Origin of the sequence: Mesorhizobium sp. B2-3-6 (genome assembly GCF_006442305.1) — a bacterium.
Taxonomy (GTDB): domain Bacteria; phylum Pseudomonadota; class Alphaproteobacteria; order Rhizobiales; family Rhizobiaceae; genus Mesorhizobium.
Genome location: NZ_VFVW01000003.1, coordinates 313,791 through 337,532, shown reverse-complemented (window position 1 = coordinate 337,532; position 23,742 = coordinate 313,791). Strand labels below are relative to the sequence as shown.

20 protein-coding genes are annotated in these 23,742 nt (G+C 64.6%); 5 read left to right on the top strand and 15 right to left on the bottom strand.

The window, feature by feature from the left end; genetic code table 11:
• The first annotated feature begins 6 nt into the window (after positions 1-6).
• From FJ953_RS10870 to FJ953_RS10850, 5 genes are all read left to right on the top strand, one after another.
• Positions 7-891: a transglutaminase family protein gene (locus FJ953_RS10870; protein ID WP_140624262.1), complete on the top strand. Its 885-nt coding sequence runs from the start codon at positions 7-9 to the stop codon at positions 889-891.
• 130 nt (positions 892-1,021) lie between these two features.
• Positions 1,022-2,125: a DNA topoisomerase IB gene (locus FJ953_RS10865; protein ID WP_140624260.1), complete on the top strand. Its 1,104-nt coding sequence runs from the start codon at positions 1,022-1,024 to the stop codon at positions 2,123-2,125.
• A gap of 84 nt (positions 2,126-2,209) precedes the next feature.
• Positions 2,210-2,584: a YciI family protein gene (locus FJ953_RS10860; protein ID WP_140496184.1), complete on the top strand. Its 375-nt coding sequence runs from the start codon at positions 2,210-2,212 to the stop codon at positions 2,582-2,584.
• Positions 2,581-3,843 (top strand): RNA polymerase sigma factor, encoded by a 1,263-nt coding sequence (locus tag FJ953_RS10855; protein WP_140624258.1) that lies wholly within the window; start codon positions 2,581-2,583, stop codon positions 3,841-3,843. The genes FJ953_RS10860 and FJ953_RS10855 overlap by 4 nt, the downstream gene beginning before the upstream one ends.
• A gap of 171 nt (positions 3,844-4,014) precedes the next feature.
• Positions 4,015-5,529 carry an aldehyde dehydrogenase family protein gene (locus tag FJ953_RS10850; RefSeq protein ID WP_140624256.1) on the top strand — a complete coding sequence of 505 codons (1,515 nt, stop codon included), beginning with the start codon at positions 4,015-4,017 and terminating at the stop codon, positions 5,527-5,529.
• Between the two features lie 187 nt (positions 5,530-5,716).
• Here FJ953_RS10850 and FJ953_RS10845 read toward each other — a convergent pair whose 3' ends face one another.
• The 15 genes from FJ953_RS10845 to FJ953_RS10775 all read right to left on the bottom strand — a co-directional run bounded on the left by FJ953_RS10845 (position 5,717) and on the right by FJ953_RS10775 (position 23,714).
• Entirely contained in the window at positions 5,717-6,571 is an 855-nt protein-coding gene (locus tag FJ953_RS10845; RefSeq protein ID WP_140556645.1) for a hypothetical protein, read from the bottom strand.
• Positions 6,572-6,953: 382 nt separating this feature from the next.
• Positions 6,954-9,845, bottom strand: a complete 2,892-nt coding sequence (locus FJ953_RS10840; RefSeq protein WP_140624253.1) for a nitrate reductase — start codon at positions 9,843-9,845, stop codon at positions 6,954-6,956.
• Between the two features lie 3 nt (positions 9,846-9,848).
• Positions 9,849-10,178 carry a nitrite reductase small subunit NirD gene (gene nirD, locus FJ953_RS10835; protein WP_140522291.1) on the bottom strand — a complete coding sequence of 110 codons (330 nt, stop codon included), beginning with the start codon at positions 10,176-10,178 and terminating at the stop codon, positions 9,849-9,851.
• Positions 10,179-10,386: 208 nt separating this feature from the next.
• The gene (gene nirB, locus FJ953_RS10830) at positions 10,387-12,837 is read right to left on the bottom strand and encodes a nitrite reductase large subunit NirB (RefSeq protein ID WP_140624251.1); all 2,451 of its coding nucleotides are present in this window, start codon (positions 12,835-12,837) and stop codon (positions 10,387-10,389) included.
• Positions 12,838-12,857: 20 nt separating this feature from the next.
• Positions 12,858-14,159 carry a nitrate/nitrite transporter gene (locus FJ953_RS10825; protein ID WP_140556650.1) on the bottom strand — a complete coding sequence of 434 codons (1,302 nt, stop codon included), beginning with the start codon at positions 14,157-14,159 and terminating at the stop codon, positions 12,858-12,860.
• Positions 14,160-14,227: 68 nt separating this feature from the next.
• Positions 14,228-14,548: a hypothetical protein gene (locus FJ953_RS10820; protein WP_140496176.1), complete on the bottom strand. Its 321-nt coding sequence runs from the start codon at positions 14,546-14,548 to the stop codon at positions 14,228-14,230.
• Positions 14,549-14,758: 210 nt separating this feature from the next.
• Complete coding sequence (locus FJ953_RS10815; RefSeq protein WP_181168328.1) at positions 14,759-15,985, bottom strand: CmpA/NrtA family ABC transporter substrate-binding protein; 1,227 nt, start codon at positions 15,983-15,985, stop codon at positions 14,759-14,761.
• A 2-nt stretch (positions 15,986-15,987) separates the two neighbouring features.
• Positions 15,988-16,590 carry an ANTAR domain-containing response regulator gene (locus FJ953_RS10810; protein ID WP_140624248.1) on the bottom strand — a complete coding sequence of 201 codons (603 nt, stop codon included), beginning with the start codon at positions 16,588-16,590 and terminating at the stop codon, positions 15,988-15,990.
• Between the two features lie 125 nt (positions 16,591-16,715).
• Complete coding sequence (locus FJ953_RS10805) at positions 16,716-17,048, bottom strand: hypothetical protein (protein ID WP_140496173.1); 333 nt, start codon at positions 17,046-17,048, stop codon at positions 16,716-16,718.
• 112 nt (positions 17,049-17,160) lie between these two features.
• Positions 17,161-17,961, bottom strand: coding sequence for an endonuclease/exonuclease/phosphatase family protein (locus FJ953_RS10800; protein WP_140513604.1), 801 nt, complete (start codon positions 17,959-17,961; stop codon positions 17,161-17,163).
• Between the two features lie 107 nt (positions 17,962-18,068).
• Positions 18,069-19,532, bottom strand: coding sequence for a phosphatidylserine/phosphatidylglycerophosphate/cardiolipin synthase family protein (locus FJ953_RS10795; RefSeq protein WP_140624246.1), 1,464 nt, complete (start codon positions 19,530-19,532; stop codon positions 18,069-18,071).
• A gap of 120 nt (positions 19,533-19,652) precedes the next feature.
• On the bottom strand, positions 19,653-20,678 hold the full coding sequence (locus tag FJ953_RS10790) for an ABC transporter ATP-binding protein (protein ID WP_140624244.1): 1,026 nt from the start codon (positions 20,676-20,678) through the stop codon (positions 19,653-19,655).
• 8 nt (positions 20,679-20,686) lie between these two features.
• Positions 20,687-21,529: a carbohydrate ABC transporter permease gene (locus FJ953_RS10785; protein ID WP_140496169.1), complete on the bottom strand. Its 843-nt coding sequence runs from the start codon at positions 21,527-21,529 to the stop codon at positions 20,687-20,689.
• Positions 21,526-22,446, bottom strand: coding sequence for a sugar ABC transporter permease (locus FJ953_RS10780; protein WP_140624458.1), 921 nt, complete (start codon positions 22,444-22,446; stop codon positions 21,526-21,528). The genes FJ953_RS10785 and FJ953_RS10780 overlap by 4 nt, the downstream gene beginning before the upstream one ends.
• 23 nt (positions 22,447-22,469) lie before the next feature.
• On the bottom strand, positions 22,470-23,714 hold the full coding sequence (locus FJ953_RS10775; protein ID WP_140496168.1) for a sugar ABC transporter substrate-binding protein: 1,245 nt from the start codon (positions 23,712-23,714) through the stop codon (positions 22,470-22,472).
• Positions 23,715-23,742: the final 28 nt, after the last annotated feature.

Genomic DNA, 23,742 nt, shown 5'->3' with positions numbered 1-23,742 from the left:
TCCGGCATGCTCTACGACATCAGGCTTCACCTTCACTATGACTACGCCGCCGTCGCCGGCGGCGGCCGTCACCAGGTGCGCGTGTTGCCGCCGACCATCGACGGCGTGCAGCGCGTCGTCGCAGCGTCGCTATCCTTCGCGCCGGCGCCAAACGAACGCTCGGATTTTTCCGATTTCTTCGGCAACAACATCACCTCGATCGCCTTCCGCGACGCGCATGACGCGCTCGACATCAGGATGAGCGCGCGCGTGGCGGTGTCGCGACCGGAACCCGGGCTCGACGTGTCGCCCGACCTTAGCCGGCTGCGCCGGGAGCTCGCCGCCGTGCGCTCGCTGGCACCGGATACACCGCACCATTTCCTGGCCCCCAGCGGTCACGCCTGCATCGATGCGGCGATCACCGCCTATGCGCGCGATAGCGTCGGCGGCTCGGCCGCCGGTACGGCGATGAACCTCTGCAATCGCATCCACCGCGATTTCACCTATGATGGCGAGGCGACAACCGTGCGGACCCTGGCTGGCGACGCATTCCGGCTGAAGCGCGGGGTGTGCCAGGATTTCTCGCATATCATGATCGCCGGCCTGCGCGGGCTTGGCATACCGGCCGGCTATGTCAGCGGCTTCCTGCGCACCATTCCGCCCAAGGGCAAGGCCAGGCTGGAGGGCGCCGACGCCATGCATGCATGGGTCAAGGTGTGGTGCGGGCGCGATGCCGGCTGGCAGGAGTTCGACCCGACCAACGGCATGCGGGCCTCCAACGATCACATCACCGTCGGCTATGGCCGTGACTATTCGGATGTCGCGCCGATCGTCGGCGTTCTCAAGACCACCGGCGGACAGGTCGGAGAGCAAGCCGTCGACGTTATTCCGGTGGTGCTGGAGAAGACCTGACGTCAGGCCTGCTTGCGCAAAGCGCCTTGCAGGGTTCCGCCCCGGCGTGGGTGGCCGCCGACTTTTCGGACAGGAATGGAACCAGTGCTCGGCCCAGAGGCTTATCTACGGGTGTTTCCGTGGGGCCAGCATGCTGCAGAAATCCGGATTGACTATCGACGGCGAGGCCGCACCAAAGAACGGCGCTCAGATCTCTGCCGAGGATGCCGCACTGAACTATGTCAGCGATACCGAGCCCGGTATCCGCCGACTGAAAGCGGGCAAGGGATTTTCCTACAGGGGACCTGACGGAAGGCCGGTCTCGGATGCCACCCGAGCGCGCATCGAGGCGATCGTTATCCCGCCGGCCTGGACGGATGTGTGGATCTCGCCCGAGGCGGACGGCCATATCCAGGCAACCGGCAGGGATCAGCGCGGGCGCAAGCAATATCGCTACCATCCGCGTTGGGCCGAGGAACGCGACAGCGCCAAATATTCGAGCCTTGTCGCTTTCGCCGAAAGCCTGCCGGAGCTTCGGCACAGGATCGACAGCGACCTGCGCCGCCATGGCCTGCCGCTCGAACGCGTCGTCGCCGCGATCGTCTGGCTGCTCGACAACACCATGATCCGAGTCGGCAACGCCGCTTACGCCCGCGACAACAAGAGCTTCGGCCTGACGACGCTGCGGGACCGCCATGTCGACATCAAGGGATCGAGCCTGCGGTTCGCCTTCAAGGGCAAATCGGGCAAGGAATGGAAATTGAAGCTGGTCGATCGCCGCATCGCGCGAATCGTGCGGGGCGCGCAGGACCTGCCGGGCCAAAAGCTGTTCCAGTATCTCGATGAGGACGGCAACAGACACCCGGTGCGCTCCGAGGACGTCAACCGCTACATCCGCGAGGCCATCGGCGATGCATTCAGCTCGAAACATTTCCGTACATGGGGCGGCACCATTCACGCCGCGTCGCTGTTCGCGCAAACGGTGCTGCCCGACAGCCAGGCACAGCAGAAACGGGCGATGAACAGCGTCATCGACAGGGTCGCCGAGCGGCTGGGCAACACGCGCGCCGTCTGCCGCCAATGCTATATCCATCCGCAAGTCTTCGAAGCATGGCTGCAGGGACGGCTGCTTGCCGAAATGGCGGAAGCCAACAAGCGCAAACGGTCGATAGACGGTCTCGATGACGAGGAAGCGCTCGTGCTGCGATGGCTGAAGACGCACGAAAGCGGACCCGCGGCAACCACCGGCCGCTGAATCCGTGGCTCCTCGATTTTTTTATCGACGCCGTGTCGGGATCGGTCCTAGTGTTTCGTCCTTTGACACAGAAGAGGACAAACCATGCTCTACGCGATCTTGTGCTATGCTTCCGAAGACGTCGTCTGCTCCTGGAGCAAGGAGCAGGATGACAAGGTCATGGCCAACATCCTCGATGTCCAGCAGAAATACGCGGACGCCGGCCGGCTTGGCCCGGTGGCGCGGCTTTTGCCGACGACGGCGGCGACGACGCTGAGGAAGGTCAAGGGCGAATCGATCGTCATCGACGGGCCGTTCGCCGAGACCAAGGAACAGTTCCTCGGCTTCTACACGCTCGAATGCGCCGATCTCGACGAGGCGGTGGAGTTCGCGCGCGAACTTTCCGAGGTCAATCCGAGCGGCGGCTCCTACGAAATCCGGCCGGTATCCATCTTCAATCCCACTAGGGTCGCCGTATGACCGAACTTGCCTGGATCAGCTCAGCGATCAGCGCCGCTCGCCCGCAGGCGATGGGTGCGCTGCTGCGCTATTTCCGCGACCTCGATACGGCGGAGGAAGCTTTCCAGGACGCTTGCCTCAGGGCGCTGAAGAACTGGCCGCAGAACGGTCCGCCGCGCGATCCGGCGGCCTGGCTGATCTTCGTCGGACGCAACAGCGGCATCGACGCGGTGCGCAAGCGCGCCAAGCAGGCGCCGATGCCGGAAGAGGACCAGATATCTGATCTCGAGGACGCAGAGAGCGACATCGCCGAGCGGCTCGATGGCGCGCACTACCGCGACGACATATTGCGGCTGCTGTTCATCTGCTGCCATCCCGACCTGCCGGCAACGCAGCAGATCGCGGTGGCGCTGCGCATCGTCTCCGGCCTTACGGTCAAGCAGATCGCGCGCGCCTTCCTGGTCGGCGAAAGCGCCATGGAGCAGCGCATCACCCGCGCCAAGGCACGTATCGCCGACGCAGGCGTGCCGTTCGAGACGCCGGGCGCGGTGGAGCGCTCGGAGCGGCTCGCCGCGGTCGCGGCCATGGTCTACCTGATCTTCAACGAGGGCTATTCGACCAACAGCGGCGAGGCGCCGGCCCGCGCGCCGCTGTGCGAGGAGGCGATCCGGCTGGCCCGGCTGCTGCTCAGGCTGTTCCAGACCGAGCCGGAGATCATGGGGCTGACGGCGCTGCTGCTGCTCCAGCATGCACGCGCACCGGCTCGTTTCGATGCGGACGGCGAGGTCGTGCTGCTCGAGGATCAGGACCGCAGCCTGTGGAGCCGCAAGATGATCGACGAGGGGCTGGCGCTGGTCGACAAGGCACTGCGCCACCGCAAGCCCGGCCCTTACCAGGTGCAGGCGGCGATTGCCGCGCTGCATGCGCGGGCCGCGAAGGCCGAGGACACGGACTGGGTGGAGATCGACCTGCTCTACGGCCTGCTCGAACAGATGCAGCCGTCGCCCGTCGTCACCCTCAACCGTGCGGTCGCGGCCTCCAAGGTGCGTGGCCCGGAGGCCGCGCTCGCCATGATCGAGCCGCTGGAGCAGAGGCTTTCCGGCTATTTTCATTTCTTCGGCCTCAAGGGCGGGCTTTTGATGCAGCTCGACCGGGGCGAGGAGGCGCGGGTGGCCTTCGACCGCGCCATCGCGCTTGCCAACACGGCGGCGGAAGCGGCCCATATACGCATGCATATCGACCGGCTGATGAAGGACAGCGCAGCGCGCACCGCAAGCTGACGCTGGTTCAATGGTCTGGCCCGGGCTTGGACCATGCCGGGGTGGCGATTTTTTCCTGAAACCGCTATTGGCACGCCAAGACAGCGCCACCCTGCGCCTCATCGCATAGGGAACGCACGGCGCAATGCTTTGACCACGCCACATGAATGGCGGGATCTGAAAGGGACAGACATGACGATAGCGAAGGAAACCGCCGAGCTGCTGGCGAAACTGGGTGTTGCCAAGGAGGTGCTTGCCGGCGGCGACCTGATCGTGCGCAGCCCGGTGACGGGCGAGCAGATCGCGGCATTGAGCACGATCTCACAGGCCGATGCGGCCAGGACCATCGATGCCGCGCACAAGGCGTTCCAGGCCTGGCGGCTGGTACCGGGCCCGAAGCGCGGCGAGCTGGTGCGGCTGCTCGGCGAAGAATTGCGCGCGCACAAGGCCGAACTTGGCCGGCTGGTGTCGATCGAGGTCGGCAAGATCCCCTCGGAAGGGCTCGGCGAAGTGCAGGAGATGATCGACATCTGCGACTTCGCCGTCGGTCTTTCCAGGCAATTGTACGGGCTGACCATCGCCACCGAGCGTCCGGGACATCGCATGATGGAAACCTGGCATCCGCTCGGCGTGGTCGGCGTCATCTCCGCCTTCAACTTCCCGGTCGCGGTGTGGTCGTGGAATGCGGCGCTGGCGCTGGTCTGCGGCGACGCGGTGGTATGGAAGCCTTCCGAAAAAACGCCGCTGACGGCGCTTGCCTGCGAGGCGATCTTCAAGCGCGCCGTCAAGCGCTTCGGCACTGATGCGCCGGAAGGGCTAGCGTCGGTGCTGATCGGCGACCGCGCCGTCGGCGAGATCCTGGTCGATCATCCCAAGGTGCCGCTGGTCTCCGCCACCGGCTCGACCCGCATGGGCCGCGACGTCGGCCCGCGCCTGGCCAAGCGTTTTGCACGCGCGGTGCTGGAGCTCGGCGGCAACAATGCCGGCATCGTCTGCCCGACCGCCGATCTCGACATGGCGTTGCGCGCGATTGCCTTTGGCGCGATGGGCACGGCGGGCCAGCGCTGCACGACGCTGAGGCGCCTGTTCGTGCATGACAGCGTCTACGACGCCTTGGTACCGCGGCTGAAGAAGGCCTATCAGAGCGTCTCTGTCGACAATCCGCTGGAGACGTCGGCGCTCGTTGGGCCGCTGATCGACAAGGCAGCCTACGAAGCCATGCAGAAGGCGCTGCAGGAAGCGTCCGCCCACGGCGGCAAGGTGACCGGCGGCACGCGGGTCGAGAATGGCCATCCGGACGCCTACTACGTGCATCCGGCGCTAGTCGAAATGCCCAGCCAAGTGTCGCCGGTGACCGAAGAGACGTTCGCGCCGATCCTCTATGTGATGAAGTATTCCGATTTCGACGCCGTGCTTGACGAGCACAATGCGGTGGGAGCGGGGCTGTCGTCGTCGATCTTCACCCGCGACCTGCAGGAGTCCGAGCGCTTTCTCGGCGTCGACGGCTCGGACTGCGGCATCGCCAATGTCAATATCGGCACGTCGGGCGCCGAGATCGGCGGCGCCTTCGGTGGTGAAAAGGAAACCGGCGGCGGCCGCGAGAGCGGCTCCGATGCGTGGAAAGCCTATATGCGCCGCGCCACCAACACGGTGAACTATTCCAAGGCGCTGCCGCTCGCCCAGGGTGTCTCCTTCGACATCGAGTGACATTGCGGGTTCCAGCTCGGGTGACCTTGCGCACCCGGGCCGTTCTGCGGCCTGAGGTTCACTGCTGAGGGCAGTTATGCTGTCATTCTTCGTATGGTGCTGACGTCCCGCCGCCGAGGCGGCTTTTTTGTTTCGAGGATACGCAGCGGCACGGACCGCCTTCATAGCCTGGGCAGCTGCGAGTCTCTCAGTGGTCGGTGGAAAAGCATGCTGCGAAGGCGGCATCCACGATGGCCAGCTTGGCGGCCTGGACGGTCATGTATTCCTGAAAGAAGCGGTGCGAGACCCACATCACGGAATTGCCGCGCTGGCCCAGCCAGCCGATGCTGCCGAGCGCCTCGGCATCGCGTAGTTTTCGGGCGAGGTGGGTGCGCGACAGTTTGAGCCAACTGGCGAATTCCGCCACCGAGACCACGCTGGTCGGAATCCGATCTAGGCCGGCATGGTCGGGGTCGATGCCGGACATGAGCCGATCCATGACGATGCCGCCATTGTTGAGCCAGATGAACAGGGAAAAGGTCTGGTTGGGTTCGCGCACCGGTTTGGACGAAAGCAGGCCGTCGGCCACGAGGGGCTGCAGGGCGGCGAGCATATCGGGCCGCTCCAGGTATTTCGCCAGCCTGTCCGCGCCGTCGAGTCGGTCAAGGGTGCTTAGATGTGCGTGCACCCATCCGGTGAATGTCCGCACCGTGTCCGCTGTCGGCTGCAACGGGTGGGTGCGCCCGTCTCCGCCCGCGACGTATTCGGCGATGCGGTAATTCAGCATCTCCTTGATGAAAGCGTCGGCGGTGTTGCGGCTGGCGACCTTGTGCTGATGCACGAACTCGATGAAGCGCGACACCGTCAACGCGGTGCGACGGTCGCCCGGGTCGCGCCTGAAATGCATGGCAAGGCCGACATGGCCCATCAGCCAGCGCTGCTGCGTGGCGAATATGGAAGCAAGCCGCGGGCTGGCTTCGTAGATGTGGATCAGCGCCAGCGACTGCTCCTGGACGTGGCGGTGCAGATCCGGATGAGCGGCTATGTCCTCGATGTCCAGCATCCGCCTCCTTCTGGTTGGCCAAGCTTACTGCGCTCCAAGAGCGGGTCGCGTCGAAGCGGATTCATGCGACGCGCTTTTGGCTTTTTTCGTGCATGTCGTCCTCCCAAAACCGAGGTTACTTTTGGGCGACATGCATTAAGACATTTTCAGCCTTGCGCTTTTGTGTCCAGATGAGACAGCTCGGACTAAAGTCCAGTTCTGTAGCCAATGATGGCGGCGAGACGTCGGCGGCAACCCACACGGCGGCAAGTACGGCGCGCTTAGCGATCTGGACAACCGCAGCTACGCCCCGGGTGTCGTTCTGCCGCCCGGCTATGATGGGCTGACGCGGGGTCCGCCGGCGCATACGCATCGGGAGGCCGCCGATGGCGGGTTCTGCCGCCTACTCGGCCGCCTGAACGCGATGTGCCTGGATGATGGCGCGGATCTCAGAGCGGCAGGAGCCGCAATTGGTGCCTGCCTTCAGCGCGGCGCCGATGGCTTCCACGTTCGTGCAGCCGGAAGCCACCGCCGCCGTGATCTGCTTGATCCCGACGTTGAAACAGGAGCAGACGGTCGCGCCGGCATCGGGCCGTTCGGCACCGGCGCGGCCGGCGACGATGCGGAAGCGCTCGCGTTGGCTGGCATGGGCCTCTTCGAGCTGCTGCGTTGCCCATCCGCGCGACACGGCGACCGGGCCGGGAGCGACGAACAGGGCGCCCGCGAGCTGTACGCCATCGAAGGCGGCGATGCGATGCTGGCCGGCATCGCGGTCGTGATAGGCGAGTATTTCGGCATCGGTCGAGGCGCCGAACAGGGATTGGGCAAAAGTCGTCCAGTCGATTTTGTCGTCTGCAAAGGCGAGCTCGACCCGCCAGCCATCCCTGCAGCGGGCCACGGCCCAATAGTCGCCGGCGACCGCTTCGGGCCTTTGTCGGGTCACGGCGAAGCCGAACGCCATCGCGGCGAATTTCTCGATGTGCACCGCGACGTGCTTCAGTGCCGGCTGGCCGGAAACCGGGTCGGTGAGCGGCGCCGTGAGCGTGTCGAGTCGGCCCTTGGCGGCGAACTGGTCCGTCCAGTGCATCGGCGCAAAAACGCTGCCACGGCGCTGGCGGGACGTGACCAGCGCGCGCACGAACACGGCGCCGCGCGGGCTGGAAATGCGCGCGATGTCGGCGTCGCCGATGCCGTATCGCACGGCGTCATCAGGATGGATCTCGACGAAGGGTTCGGCCATGTGCTGCGACAGACGCGGGCTTTTGCCGGTGCGCGTCATGGTGTGCCAATGGTCGCGGACACGGCCGGTGTTGAGGACGAGGGGGAATTTCTCGTCCGTGCGGGTTTCCGTGACAGGGCGGACGGCGATGAAGCGCGCCTTGCGGTCGGGCGTGTAGAAATTGCCGTCGGCGAAGAAGCGGGTGTTCGGTGGCCCTGCTTTATCGTTCTCCGGCTGGGGCTCAGCTTGAACGTTCCCCTCCGAGAGATGTCGAGCCCAGGCGCCCCCCTCTGTCCTGCCCGACATCTCCCCCTCTAGGGGGGAGATCGGCAGTTTTGTCGACGGCGCTCGTCCTGAGATATCGGCGATTGGCGAAGGCCGCCGTGGCATCCAATCTCCCCGCTTGAGGGGGAGATGGCCGGCAGGCCAGAGAGGGGTGGCCGGGCTCGGTGCTGGCCATTGGAAAGGCGCCAGCGCGTCGTATTCCTCCCCATCGAGGCCGGCATAAATCCCAATGTCGAAATCGCGCGCACCGTCGTTTTCAAATCCCGACAGCGCGGCATGCTCGCCAAAAACCTCCGCCGGGGACGCATGCGCGAACGCTTCGCCAAAACCCATCCGCTGCGCCACTTCGGCGATGATCCACCAATCCGGCCGCGCCTCGCCGGGCGCGGCCAGGAACGGGCGCTGGCGTGAGATGCGACGCTCGGAATTGCTGACGGTGCCGTCCTTCTCGCCCCAGGCGGTGGCCGGCAGCCGGACATGGGCATGGCGCACCGTGTCTGTGTCGGCCTGCACGTCCGACACCACCACAAACGGGCAGGCCTTGATCGCTGCTTCGACGGCGTCGGCATCGGGCATCGAATCGACAGGATTGGTGGCGAGGATCCACAGCGCCTTGATCCGCCCGTCGGCGACCGCCCGGAACATGTCGACCGCTTTCAGACCGGGCTTTTGCACGATGTCAGGTGCATTCCAGAAGCGCTTCACGCGTTCTCGATGCCCGGGATTTTCAATCTCCATGTGGGCGGCCAGCATGTTGGCCATGCCGCCGACCTCGCGTCCGCCCATGGCGTTGGGCTGGCCGGTGACCGAGAACGGCCCGGCGCCGGGCCTGCCGATGCGACCGGTGGCGAGGTGGCAATTGATGATGGCGTTGACCTTGTCGGTGCCGGACGACGACTGGTTCACGCCCTGGCTGTAGACCGTGACAGTCTTGGCGGTCGCGGCGAACAGGCCGTAGAAGCGGGCGAGCTCGTCCTCGCTCAGGCCCGTGGCGGCAGCGATGCCGGCAAGGTCGAGTGCCGAGGCGGCGAAAAGGGCTTGTCCGAAGCCGGTCGTGTGCGCCGTGATGTAGGCGCGGTCGAGCGCATTGTGCTGGCCGAGCCAGGCGAGCAGGCCGGTGAACAGGGCGACGTCGCCATCGGGCGCGATCGCCAGGTGCATGTCGGCGATATCGGATGTCATGGTGCGGCGCGGGTCCACCAGCACGATTTTCATCTCCGAGCGCTTCTCACGCGCGGCAGCTATGCGCTGGTAGAGCACGGGATGGCACCAGGCGAGATTCGAGCCGACCAGCACGATGAGATCGGCAAGCTCCAGATCCTCGTAGGTTCCGGGCACCGTGTCGGAGCCGAAGGCGCGGCGATGGCCGGCGACCGAGGAGGCCATGCAGAGGCGCGAATTGGTGTCGATATTGGCCGAGCCGATGAACCCCTTCATCAATTTGTTGGCGAGATAATAGTCCTCGGTCAGCAACTGGCCGGAGACATATAAGGCGACCGCATCCGGCCCATGTTCGGCAATGGTTTGCGAGAAGGTCGACGCGACAAGATCGAGTGCCTCATTCCAGGAGGCGCGGCGGCCGTGGATCTCGGGGTGGAGCAGCCTGCCGTCGAGGCCGATGGTCTCGGCAAGAGCAGAGCCCTTGGAGCAGAGCCGGCCGAGATTCGCGGGATGGTCGGGGTCGCCGCGGACCGACACCTGTCCGTCCGCGGCGACCTTCGCCAGCACGCCGCAGCCTACCCCGCAATAGGGGCAAGTGGTCCTCACCTCGCGTGCTTCGCCAATCTGCATGGGTCAGGCCGCGCGGCTTGCCAGCGCTTCGAGCGCGATGAACAAACGCTCGCCCTCGATCTTCACCGGAATGGTGCGCACCGCGCCCTCGTCGGCGCCGAGCGCCTTGCCGGTCTCCAGCGAGATGACCCAATTGTGCAGGGGGCAGGTGACCGCCGCGCCATGCACGATGCCCTGGCTCAGCGGCCCGCCTCTGTGCGGGCAATGATCGTCGATGGCGAAGACCTGGTCCTCGGCGGTGCGGAAGATAGCGATCTTGCCCTGCGGCGTGGCAACACAGCGCGCGCCCCGGCGGGGGATGTCGGACAGGGAGCCGATCGGTGTCCAGGTCATTGGGTCGCCTTTATTTGATACGAATGCGCCCAGGCGCCCCCCTCTGTCCTGCCGGACATCTCCCCCTCAAGGGGGGAGATCGGTAGTTTTGCTGATGGCGTCCGTTCTGCGAAGTTGGCGATTGGCAAAGGCCGTTGTGGCATCCAATCTCCCCCCTTGAGGGGGAGATGGCCGGCGGGACAGAGGGTGGCTCGCGCGAACATCTCCATCACTCCGCCGCCTCCGCGAACCCGACCGAGGCCATCGGCCGGAACTCGTGCTTGTCCTTGCCTGACACGCGTTCCGACCACGGATCGACCTGGGCGAATTTCTGGGAAAAGACGAAGCGGTCGTAGAAGGCCTTGCGCTTGTCGCCATCGTCCATGATCTGGCGCTTGATCTCGGCGATGCCGACGCGCTTGGCCCATTTGTAGATGCGTTCGAGATAGCGGGCCTGCTCGCGGTACATCTGCGTCAGCGCCACGATATGCTCCAGCGCTTCGTCCTCGGTCTTGACCAGGCCAAGCACTTCGGTGCCCTTGATGTCGAGGCCTGCCGCACCCGCGAAGTGGATCTCGTAGCCACTGTCGACGCAGATGACGCCGACGTCTTTGCAGGTCGCCTCGGCGCAGTTCCTCGGACAACCCGAAACCGCCATCTTGACCTTGGCCGGCGTCCACGAGCCCCACATGAATTTCTCGATGCGGATGCCGAGACCGGTGGAATCCTGCGTGCCGAAGCGGCACCAGTCGGAACCGACGCAGGTCTTCACCGTGCGCAGACCCTTGGCATAGGCGTGGCCGGAGACGAAGCCGGCCTGGCCGAGGTCGGCCCACACCGCTGGCAGGTCTTCCTTGCGGATGCCCAGCATGTCGATGCGCTGGCCGCCGGTGACCTTGACCATCGGGATATCGAACTTATCGACGACATCGGCGATGGCGCGCAGTTCGGCGGCATTGGTGACGCCGCCCCACATGCGCGGCACCACCGAATAGGTGCCGTCCTTCTGGATGTTGGCGTGGACGCGCTCGTTGATGACGCGTGACTGGTAGTCGTCCGCGTATTCGTCCGGCCAGTCGCAGACGAGATAATAGTTGAGTGCCGGCCGGCATTTGGCGCAGCCGCAGGAGGTTTTCCATTCCAGTTCCTGCATGATCGCGGGAATGGTCTTCAGCGCCTTGGCCTTGATCAGCCGGCGCACCTCGTCATGGCCGAGCGTCGTGCAGGAGCACATGGGCTGTACGGCGGCCGGGTTGTACTTGTCGCCGATGGTCAGCACCATCAGTTTTTCGACCAGCCCGGTGCAGGAGCCGCAGGAGGCCGACGCCTTGGTGTGCGCGCGCACGTCGTCGAGCGAAGTCAGCCCCTTGGCCGCGATCGCGCCCGTGATCTTGCCCTTGCAGACGCCGTTGCAGCCGCAGATTTCCGCATCATCCGGCAAGGCTGCAACGGCCGCCATAGGGTCCAGTGGGGCACCCCCCTGGTAGGACTGGCCGAAGATCAACGTATCGCGCATTTGCGATATGTCTGTTTGCTTCTTCTTGAGGTCGTTGAACCAGGCGCCGTCCGCGGTCTCGCCGTAGAGCACGGTGCCGATGATGCGGTCGTCCTTGAGCACGAGGCGCTTGTAGACGCCGGCCGCCGCGTCGCGCAGCACGATCTCCTGGCGGTCCTCGCCCTCTGCGAAGTCGCCGAGCGAGAACAGGTCGATGCCGGTGACCTTGAGCTTGGTCGGCGTGTCCATGTGGACAAAACCGGCCGCCTCGTCGCCGGCGAGCTGGCGGGCGGCGACGCGGGCCATCTCGTATAGGGGGGCGACCAGCCCATAGATCTGGCCGTTGACCTCGGCGCATTCGCCGAGCGCGTAGATGTCCGGGTCGTTGCTGCGCATGCCGGCATCGACGACGATGCCTCTGTTGACGGCGATGCCCGCCTCCTTCGCCAGCGCTGCGTTCGGCCGGATACCGACGGCCATCACCACCAGCGTCGCGGGGATGACGGTGCCGTCGACGAGTTCGACCTGCTCGGCCTTGCCGTTGCCCGTGATCGCCTTTGTATTGGCCTTGGTGACAACCTTGATCCCGCGCTGCTCGACGGCGCGCTGTAACAGATAGCCTGCCGCCGGATCGAGCTGGCGCTCCATCAGCGTCGGCATGACATGCAGCACGGTGACGTCCATGCCTTGCGCGTTGAGGCCCGCTGCTGCTTCCAGTCCGAGCAGTCCGCCGCCGATGACCACAGCCTTGGCGCGCGACTGGGCCGCGAGCATCATCGCCTGGACGTCGTCGAGGTCGCGATAGGTGAGAACGCCGGGCAGGTTGTGGCCGGGCACCGGGATGATGAACGGCACCGAGCCGGTGGCGATGACGAGCTTATCGTAGGGTTCGGTGACGCCGTGGTCCGACGTGACGGTCTTCGCTGCGCGGTCGATGGCGACGATCTTGTGGCCCTTGTAGAGGGTGATGTTGTTGGCGATGTACCAGCCGTCGCCATGGATGATGATTTCTTCGTAGGCCTTCTCGCCCGAGAGGACCGGTGACAGCATGATGCGGTCGTAATTGACGCGCGGTTCCGCGTTGAAGATGGTGACGCTGTAGCGGTCCGGCGCCTGTTCCAGCAGGTGCTCCAGCATGCGCCCGGGGGCCATGCCGTTGCCGATGATGACGAGTTTTTGGGTCATGTTCCTAATCCGCTCCGGTGTCACTCTGCAGCATAGGAAAGGGTCGACGCCTTGGTTGATGCGGCCCGCCCCATCCGCCTGACGCTGACATGCATCCAGGCAAAGCAGGCGACGACGAGGACGAAGAGCAGCATGAAGCAACTCGACCAGACGCCGGTGAGATCGTTCAGCGCGCCAAAGGCGATCGGCAGGATGAAGCCGCCAAGGCCGCCGATCATGCCCACGACGCCGCCAACGGCCCCGACGCTCTGCGGATAGTAAGCCGGGATATGTTTGTAGACGGCGGCCTTGCCGAGGCTCATGAAGAAGCCGAGCACGCAGGCGACGGCGATGAAGGCGAGCGGGCCGATCTCGAAATGGAAGGCGATCGGCCCGCTGATGCCGCGCACCACATAGTCTGCCGAGGGGAGAGACAGCACCAAGGTCGCGACGGCACAAACGGAGAAGGTCCAGTAGAGTACGGTACGAGCGCCGACGCGGTCGGAAAGCACTCCGCCATAGGCGCGGAAGATGCTCGCGGGAATCGAATAAGCCGCGCCGATCATGCCGGCGGTCGCCAGCCCGAAGCCGTAAACGCCGATCAGGTAGCGCGGCAGCCACAGCGACAGCGCCACGAACGCACCGAAGGAGAAGAAGTAATAGAAGGCGAAGCGCCAGACCTGCGGGTTCTTCAGCGGCGCGAATTCCTGCCAGAAGCTCCTCGCAGGCGTGGTCTTGCCGGCGCGGCGCTCGCGAATCACGGGATCGTCGCCGGTCGTGAACCAGAAGATGGCGGCCATGATGACGAGTGCTGCCGCCCAGATCAGCGCGACCGATTGCCAGCCCCAGGCGAGAAGCACGAAAGGCGCCAGGAATTTGGTGACAGCGGCGCCGACATTGCCGACACCGAAGATGCCGAGCGCCGTGCCCTGCCTGCCCGCCGGGAAGAAGCGCGAGACATAGGCGACGCCAACGGCGAAGGAGCCGCCGGCAAGCCCGACGCCGAGTGCAGCGATCAGCATCTGTCCGTAAGTGTGCGCAAAAGCGAGCAGGAAGGTCGCTACCGCCGCAGCGAGCATGGTGGCGGTGTAAACCAGCCGTCCGCCATAGCGGTCGGTCCAGACGCCGAGCACCATGCGCACGAGGGAGCCGGTGAGGATCGGCGTGCCGACGAGCAGGCCGAACTCCGTCTCGTTCAGCCCAAGTTCCTGCTTTATGCGCACGCCGATGATGGAAAAGATCGTCCACACCGCAAAGCAGACTGTGAACGCGATGGTGGACATCAGGAGCGCCTGCCGGGGGGCATTGTCCTGGCTGGGCGCGGCTGGGAGGATTGCGGTCATGTCAGGCTCCGGTTTGCGATGGAGAAGCACCGCGCGTGTTTTCTTGATCGATGGTCAGCGGCGCGGCATCAGCGCGGCGAGCTTGGCGCGTTCACTTGGGCACCTTTGCCCTCGGCCACGGCACCAACCGGGAACAGCATCTTCGCTGCGACGAACAGCGCCGCCGCCAGCGCGCTGCTGGCGACAAAATCGCGGCGCGTGAAATCCTTGAGGGTTGTTCCAGTTCCGATCCGTTTCGTCATCGTCGTCTCCGGTTGGGCGCTGCCTGGGACCAGCACCGTCGATTGCGTGTTCGGCCAAACAAAAAAGCCGCCGGCCAGGTCTTCGCGTCCGGGAATCCGGATCGCGTCTTGACCTGAGCGGCAGCTTTGCCTGTGGGCGCCCGCCATTGGACGCCTGTTCCGTGACCCACTAAGGGTCCGGTTATTTCAATGCAGGAACCGTGCCAGTCTCGCCTTAGAAAGGAATTTCGAATGAATTCAGCTGAATAGCCGATTCACGGGCAGATCCGGCCACCAGGTGACAAGGCCAAACATTGGTCAGCTACGCGATCAGTCCGCATAAATTTTGTGCAATGCACAAGAATGGCGCGGAAATGATCACCCTGGCCGCTGCGCCCCGATATAAGCGTCGATCTGGTCCGGATCGAAGATGCGGCCGTCGAAGAAACCGTCGGGGCCGAGCACCAGGCTTGCCCCGGCCGAGCCGACGGGCGTTGCGATCTTCAACGCCCCCTCGACCTTGGCATTGGCGCCCGGCAGCGCTACGCCGAGCGGCTTCAGCGCCGCCCGATAGAGGTCGGGCCGGTAGCAGTCGCGGGCGACGGCGAGGTTTTCAGGCGTGTGCGCGATATCGCCCCAGCGCACCATCTGGGTGTAGAACCACAGCGCATGGCTCTTCCAGGGAAAGTTCGCCGCCTTGTCGAACGGAACGAAGAAGTCCTCGACGTTCCGCTCGGCGGCGCTGCCGAGGCGGAGATGTCCGGTCAGGACCGGCATCTGGATCTCGGTGGACTGGCCAAGGAAGCCGGGCTGCGCCATCAATGCCGCCAGTTCGCCTCGATTGGCCGGGTCCTGGCACCAGCGGGCGGAGTGGTGCAATGCCCTGAGCAGCGCCGCCAGCGCCTCCGGCTGCGCTTCGGCCCAGGCCTTGCGCGCACCGATCACCTTTTCGGGGCTGTTGCGCCACAGCAGCGCCTTGACGGTGACGATATGGCCGGTGCCGGCCGAGACGGAGGCGCTGTTCCAGGGTTCGCCGACGCAATAGCCGTCGATGCGGCCGGCGGCCAGCGCGTCGGCCATGAAGGGCGGCGGCACGATGACGATCTCGATCTCGCCGTCCGGGTCGATGCCGCAGGCGGCGAGCCAGTAGCGCAGTTCGTAATTATGCCCGGAATGCGGATGCACGACGGCGAAGCGCAGCGGGTCGCGGCCGGCCGCCGCGCGTTCGCGGATAAACGCGCCGAGCGCCGCGCCGGCGCGGGCCGGATCGAGATCCGATACGGCGCCGTGCGCCGCCATGCCTTCCCAGACGGCGTTGGAGATGGTGACGCAATTGCCGCCGAGGCCGAGCGAAAAGGGCACGATCGTCTCGGATGCCAGCGGCGTGAGCCCGAGGTTGCAGGCGAGCGGCATCGGCCCAAGCATATGGGCAAGGTCGAAATGGCCAATGGCGATGCGGTCGCGGATGTTGGCCCAGGAGGTTTCGCGGTGGAGGACGAGATCGACGCCTTCGCGCGCGGCAAAGCCCATTTCGCCGGCCGCGACCAGCACGGCGCTGTCGAACAGGGGCATGAAGCCGGCGGTGATCTGATGCGCAGCTGTCATGCTCATTCATCCTCCAGCGGCCCGAGCAGCCCGGCTGTCGTCACCAGGCTATGGGCGATGTCGCTGATCTTGCGGTTCTGGCTCATCGCCGTCTTGCGCAGCAGCGTGTAGGCCGCGTCTTCGCTCAGACCCCGCGATTTCATCAATATCCCCTTGGCGCGGTCGATGACCTTGCGGTTCTCGAGTTCGCTGCGCGCTTCCTCCAGTTCGCGTGCCATGCGCGAAAAGGCGTTGAAGCGGCTGACGGCCATGTCGAGGATCGGCTTCACGCGTTCCTGCCTGAGGCCATCGACGACATAGGCGGACACGCCGGCATCGACCGCGGCCTCGATAGAGGCCTGGTCGGAACGGTCGACGAACATGGCGATCGGGCGCTTCACCGCGCGCGACAGCTGGAACATGTTCTCCAGCATGTCGCGGTTGGGGTTTTCGAGGTCGATGACAATCACGTCGGGTTCGATCTCGGCGATGCGGCGCGCAATGCCCGCCACGTCATGGACGACGGTCACCCGCTGATGGCCGGCCTCGCGCAGTCCCGCCTCGATGATCGAGGCGCGGATACGGTTTTCGTCGATCACCAGGACGGCTAGGGAGGATAGGACCATGCCCCGCATTGTGGGCAAGGTCGCGGAATTGTGCAATGCGGCATAGCCAGTGCAGCGGAAGGGGCGTGGCCGCAGCTTACCGCATTGCAATCAGGCCACGCAGATGCACTTCAGCGATCCTCGGGTCAGGTGCAGACACGAACCTCTTCGATCACCCTGTGATGGTGGCGCCAGTGTTTCACCAACTCGATGTGGCAGCGGTGGTGACGATGGTAGCGGCGGTATTCGCGGTCGCTGTAACGAACATCGCTGTCCTCGTCGTCGTTATAGCGATTGTCGATATAACGCTGGCGATCGTGATGGCGGCGCACGACGACCTCGCCATTGTCATAGTCGTCGTCGGGCGAATACTGGGGCTCGTCGCCGGACTGGATGGTGACGCTCGCGGCCTGCGTCGGCGCAATGACGGAAGCCGAAGCGGCCAACGCCATCATCGAGGCCAGGAAAAAGCTTCTCATGTCTCGTCCTCCTGTTGTCCAAGCCATATCAACTCGCAAAAGGAGCCGCCGTTCCGATACCGCCCTACACGCTTTCCAACGCGGTCGACATCAAGGCGTTATCGGCGCGTGGCTACAGGCGGACAAAGGCGGTCAGCGGCAGATGGTCGGAGGCGACCCGCGACAACGGCGTGTCATGCGCTTCGACGGCCGCGATCATTCCGTGCCGGTTGGCCATGATGCGGTCGAGCGCCAGCAGGGGCAGGTTCGAGGGGAAGGTGGGAACAGCCGGAGGCAACGGTCCAAACGTCAGATGCAGCGTGTTCAGCGCGGAGCGGTTTCCGAGGCGCCATTCGTTGAGGTCGCCGAGCAGCAGCGTCGGCTTCTCGTCGGGGCTGTTCATGATATCCAGTACGACCTGTGCCTGCTGCGACCGCGAACGGCGCAGCAGGCCCAAATGCGCCGCGATGACGCGCAGGGACTGGCTTCCGTCGAGGTCGATTTCCGCCACCAGAGCGCCACGCGGTTCCAGCCCGGGAAGCCTGATCTGATGCACGTCGCGCACGACGCCCTTTTTGAAAAGCAAGACGTTGCCGTGCCAGCCATGGCCCTTGCCGGTCGCCGAAATCGGCACCGGCACCAGGCCGGTTTCCAGTTCGAGCCGGGACAGGTCGAGAAGTCCGGTCCGGTCGCCGAAACGGTTGTCCGCTTCCTGCAGGGCGATGACATCCGGGTCGATCTCGCGGATGACGCGGCTGGTGCGGTCGGGATCGAACTTGCGGTCGACGCCGATGCATTTGTGGACATTGTAGGAGGCGACCAGCGTTCCGGTGGCGTCCGCCTTGTTTGTAGACGTGGCATTGGCCTTCCGCATCCGCTTGTCGCGAATGGACAAAAGCATGCTTGCCGGCAGGCTGCGCCCGTTCACCCGCATCGTTTGCCCGCCATTCCTGCTGCTTGCACCATGCACCTCAAAAAATAGAACCTTTCGGCATCTGTTCCATCATCGATTTCAAGCTATCTGGCAAACACGTCCTTTTGTTAAAGATAGGGCGAGCCCAGCCACAGGATGCGATCGAACAGACGGATGACGAATGGCCGCGCCCGCAATGCTTCCAGCGTGACAGGGACGGCCGTCTCGATCGCCGCCGCAATCCGCTTTTCGACCTCGCTGGCGAAGCCGGCGTCGAGTACCTCCAGGTCGATCTCGAAATTGAGCCGTAGCGACCTGGCGTCAAGGTTGGAAGACCCGATATAGGCCCATGCGCCATCGATCGAAAGCAGCTTCGAATGGTCGAAAGGTCCTTCCGTGCGCCAGACGCGGCAATAGTGCTTTAGAACCTGGTCGAATTGCGCCGTCATCGCACGGTCGACAAGGAAAAGATTGTTCACCGCCGGCACCACGATATCGATTTCGACACCGCGTCTTGCCGCGGTCGTCAGGGCGCTGATCAGTTCGCGGTCCGGCAGGAAATAGGGCGACATGAGGCGGATCGATTTGCGCGCGACGGAGAAGGCGCCGATCAGCAGCTTGTGATTGGTCTCGACGCTGGCGTCCGGGCCGGACGCGACCGCCCGCACCAGCATGGGCGTGGCGGGCGCCGGCGACAGCGGGGCAATTCGCCAGGCATCGCCCTTCAGCGCCTCGTTGCTGGCGAAACGCCAATCTTCGGCGGCAACCGAAAAGAGGTCGGCTACCACTGGACCGGTCACGCGAAAATGCGTGTCCCTGGAACTGTTGGAGCCGGCAAACTCGGCGGAAAAGCCCTTGCGAATGTTCATGCCGCCGGTAAAGGCAACCGTGCCGTCGACCACCAGGATCTTCCGGTGGGTCCTCAGATTGGCATAGGGCAGGTGCAGGCCCATGACGATGTTGCCGTTGAAGAGCCCGGCGGTGATGTCGGCGCCGCGCAGGTGGCCCAATATGCTGGGCACGGAATAGCGGGCGCCTACGGCGTCGATCAACACGCGCACGCTGACGCCGCGGCGGACCGCCCGGGCAAGGGATTCCACGAAGAGCAGGCCGACGGGGTCATTGTCGAAAATATAGGTTTCGAGCAGGACGCTGCGTTCGGCGCCGTCGATGGCCGCACACATCGCGGTGTAGGCTTCGTCGCCTGTTTCCAGGACCGTGATGGCATTTCCCGGATGAAGCGCGCGCCGCGCCACCCTATCGCCCAGCGTCCTGAGGCCGATGAAGCGCGGCCCGTATCGTTCGACGATCAGGGCCTCCTCGGCGGCAATGTCGCGGTCGTGCCTGGCGGACGCCAGATCGCCGGCAAGCGAGCGCTGTGCGCTGATCGAGGCGCGCCGGATGCGGTTGATGCCGGCCACGGCATAGATCAGCACGCCCAGGATCGGCGACAGCACCATCACGCCGACCCAGCCGGTGGCGGCCCGGACGTCCTCCTTGGTCATGACGGCATGGGCAATGCCAACGCTCGCGATCACCACCGAGATGATCGCCAGGATTTGAGGCCAGTGAGTCGCCAGGCTCTGCAGCATGGCCGGAACTATCCAGCGAGCGGGTACAGAAGGCAATGCGGCGGGTCATTCGCCCGTTCTCATGCTTCCGCGGGTTATCGCGTCCGCACGCCGGCTACGCGCTGGCCATTCCTGATCGCGTCAGACCGCGCGGCCCTCGCCGTCGAAGAAGTGCAGGTTCGTCGGGGCTGCGTCCAGGCCGATCTCGGCGCCGATCTCGGGCGCCGTCCCCTGATTGTGGATGACAAGGCATGTCTGGCCCGCGTTCAATTCCACGTGGATGAGCGTGACGGCGCCAGTGTATTCGGCAAGCTTTACCTTGCCGCGCAGCGTGGCGGACGAGGGCTGGGCCAGCGACAGGTGCTCGGGCCGAACGCCGATCGAGACGGCCGCCGCAGGCACGGACGCCCCGTGGGTGATTGGCCGTCCATCGGCGAGCGGCAGGATGTTCATCTTCGGGCTGCCGATGAACTGGGCGACGAAAATGGTTCGGGGGCTGTCGTAGAGCTCGCGCGGTGAGCCGACCTGTTCGATCTTTCCGTCGCGCAACACCACGATCTTGTCGGCAAGCGTCATGGCCTCGATCTGATCGTGGGTCACGTAGATCATCGTCGTCGACAGGCGCTGGTGGAGCGCGGCGATCTCGGAGCGCATGTGCACACGCAGTTCGGCGTCGAGGTTCGAAAGCGGTTCGTCGAAAAGGAAGACGTCGGGATTGGCGACGATGGCGCGGCCGATGGCCACGCGCTGGCGCTGCCCGCCCGACAGCTGACGCGGGAAACGGTCGAGCAACGGCTCGAGCTTCAGCGTCGCGGCGGCCTCCGAGACGCGCCGGGCGCGCTCGCCGGCCGGCACTTTGCGGACCTTGAGGCCGAAGCCCATATTGTCGCGGACGGTCAGGTGAGGGTAGAGCGCGTAGGACTGGAACACCATGGCCACGCCGCGCCTGGCCGCCGGAACCTCATTGACCAGACGGCCGCCAATGTGGAGTTCGCCCTCGCTGAGATGCTCGAGGCCGGAGATCAGCCGCAACAGCGTCGACTTCCCGCATCCCGACGGGCCGACGAAGACCACGAACTCGCCATCCTCGATCTCGAGATCGACGCCACGGATCACCTCGACCGTTCCGAACCGCTTGCGGATGTCCTTGAGCAGAAGCTTTGTCATGACTCCCCTTATCCCTTGACGCCGGAGAGGGCGAAGCTCTCGATGATCTGGCGCTGGGCGATCAGATAGATGATGAGGATGGGAACCACGGCCAGGCTCGTCGCCGCCAATTGCAGGTTCCACAAGGGCAGGCCGTAACTGTCGTTGAAGTTGGACAGCGCCAGCGGCAGCGTGAATTTTTCAAGCGAACTGAGGAAGATCAGCGGTTCGAGGAACAGGTTCCACGAATGCAGGAAGGTGATGATCGCAACCGCCGCAAGCGCCGGCCGCGCCATGGGCAGGGCGATCTTCAACCAGACGCCGAAGCGCGAGAGGCCGTCCATCTTGCCGGCCTCTTCGAGTTCCCTGGGCAGCGCCAGGAAGAACTGACGCATCAGGAAGGTCGCCACCACGCCCTGCGGGCCGAAGACCGGCAGAAGGATGAGCGGCCAGTGCGTGTCGATCAGGCCCATGGCGCGGATCAGGAAGAAATTAGGGATGATGGTGACCTCTTCCGGCACCATCAGTGCCATCATCAGGAACAGCATCAACAGCCCGGCGCCGGCAAAGCGGATGCGCGCCAGCGCGTAGCCCGCGAGCGAGGCGATGAACAAGGTCAGCACCGTCACCGTCGCGGCGATGTAGAGCGAGTTGAAATACTGCCGCGCGAAGGGCTGATAGGTGAACACTTCCGCGAAGTTCTCGAAGCGCCAGACGCGGGGAATCAAGGTCGGCGCGCCGAAGATTTCGGTGGTGCTCTTGAAGCCGCCGGAAATCATCCACAGGAACGGGAACACGAAGGGCACGGCCAAAAGCAGCAGCGCCATGGTCCAGCAGATGCGATAGAGAATCTCGGTCCGGCGCTGAGTCACTCCATCTCCTTCCGCCGCAACATCACCTGCACGAGGGTGAGCGCCATCACGATGACGAACATGATCAGGGCCAGCGCGGCCGCGTAGCCGACGTTGAAGAATTTGAAGCCTTGCTGATAGATGTAGAAGGCCAGCACCAGGGTGCCGTTTTCCGGGCCGCCGCCGGTCATCTGGTAGATGTGGTCGAACACCTTGAACGAGCCGATCGTCGTCAGAACCATGATGACCAGCGTCGTCGGCGCGAGCAGCGGCCAGGTGATCATGCGAAAGACCTGCCAGCGCGAGGCGCCTTCCAGCGCCGCTGCCTCCTCGTAGTCGCGCGGTATCGATTGGAGCGCGGCGATGTAGAGGATCATGTTGAGGCCGACCATCTTGATGACTCGGGTGACGATGACGGCCGCCATCGCCCAGTTGGGCTCGCGCAACCAATTCGGGCCATCGATGCCGATCCAGGCGAGCATCTGGTTCACGGCGCCGCCTTCGCCCTGCAGCATGAATTTCCAGACGATGGCCCAGGCGATTGCCGATGTGACCACCGGCGCGAAGAAGACCATGCGAAAGAAGACGACACCGAAGAACGGCCGCGAAAGCGCCAGCGCGAGGGAGAGCGCCAGCGCCATGTTCAGGGGAACGAGCCCCAGCGCGAAGATCACGGAATTGCGCACGACATGCCAGAAGTCGGGGTTCTCCAGCAGCGCATTCTGGAAATTGCGAAGCCCGACGAAGGCCGCCTGCTGGCTGAGCAGGTTCCACTCGGTCGTCGAATAATAGAAGATGGCGACCAGCGGCCCAAGGAAGAAGACCAGGAAGCCGATCAAGGTCGGGCTGACGAACAGCCACGCCTCCAGCATCTCCCTGGCCTTCAAGCTCAGCCACGGCGCGCCGGCAGGGCGCGCCGCATTGTCCGGGGATGCCATGCCGGCCATGAACCGAAATCCTGTCAGAGCAATGGCTGAATGGCGGCGCAGACGCCCTTCAGCGCCTCCTCGACATTGGCGTCGGCCCGCCACAGTGCGTCGACGCGCGGCGCCATCGCGGCGAATATCTGCGGCACATGCTCATGCGAAGGGTGAACGCGGCCGTTGACGATCGCTGCGGCGACGCTTTTCATCTGCTCGGGCGGGATCAGCTTGTTGGAGTTGACGAAGGCGTCGCTCTCCAGGACGCTCTTGCGGGCCGGCGGAAAGAACTGGGCCATGACAGCCACATTGTCCTTGCTGGTCATGTCGGCCACGAGTTGCGCGGCAAGCTCCTTGTTCTTGCCGGACGCAAAGACTGTCAGCGCGGCCTGGCCGATGACCGGAGCTTCGCCGGCGGGTCCCGAAGGCAAGGGGGCGATGCCCCATTTGAAGCCTGCCTCGGGCATCTTCGAGGCTCGCGAGATCTGGTTCACGGTCATCGCCGAATTGCCGGAGAAGTAGTCGCCCTGCTCTCCCGGCGGCACGATCGACCTGTCCTTGAACACCATATCATGGAGCTGCTTGATGGCAGCCACCGCTTCAGGCTTGTCGAGGCCGCACTGGCCGTCGGCCCACAGATCGCCGCCGTAAGCGCGCACGGGCGGCAGCAAGGCGTGCGTCATACGCGATGCGTAACCTTCGCCATCCTTGAATTCGAAGCCCCATTTGCCGGGATTAGCCTCGGTGATCTTCTTGGCGACCTCCTGGAATTTCTGCATGTTCCACTCGCCCTTCGCGGCGAGCTGGTTGGGATCTTCGACACCTGCTTTGTCGAACATGTCCTTGTTGTAGTAGATCAGGAAAGGCGAGGTGGAGAAGGGCACGCCGTAGACCTTGCCGTCCTTCTGCCAGAGCGCCATGGCGGGCTGGGAGAAATCGTCGAAATTGTATCCCTCGGTCGCCTTGAGCGTCGGGCCGATGTCCATCAGCAGCCCGGCGTTCTCGAAAGCGGGTGCGGCATCCTCCATCATCCAGGCGATGTCGGGGGCGTTGCCCCCGGCGACCTGGAAAGTGAGCTTCTGCGTGTAGTCGGCGACCGGAACGGTCTCGAATTTCACCGTGACGCCCGGATGCTTGGCGATGAAGCCCTGGGCGATGCCGTTCAGCATCTTGAGGTGGGCCTCGCTGCCCGTCCACACGGTCACTCGGAGTTCCTGGGCCAGCGAGTGCGCCGACAGGGCGCACAGCGCCAAGGTCGATAGTGCAAGTTTGATTGCGGTCTTCATGGTTTCCTCCCGAAACGCCGATGGTCCA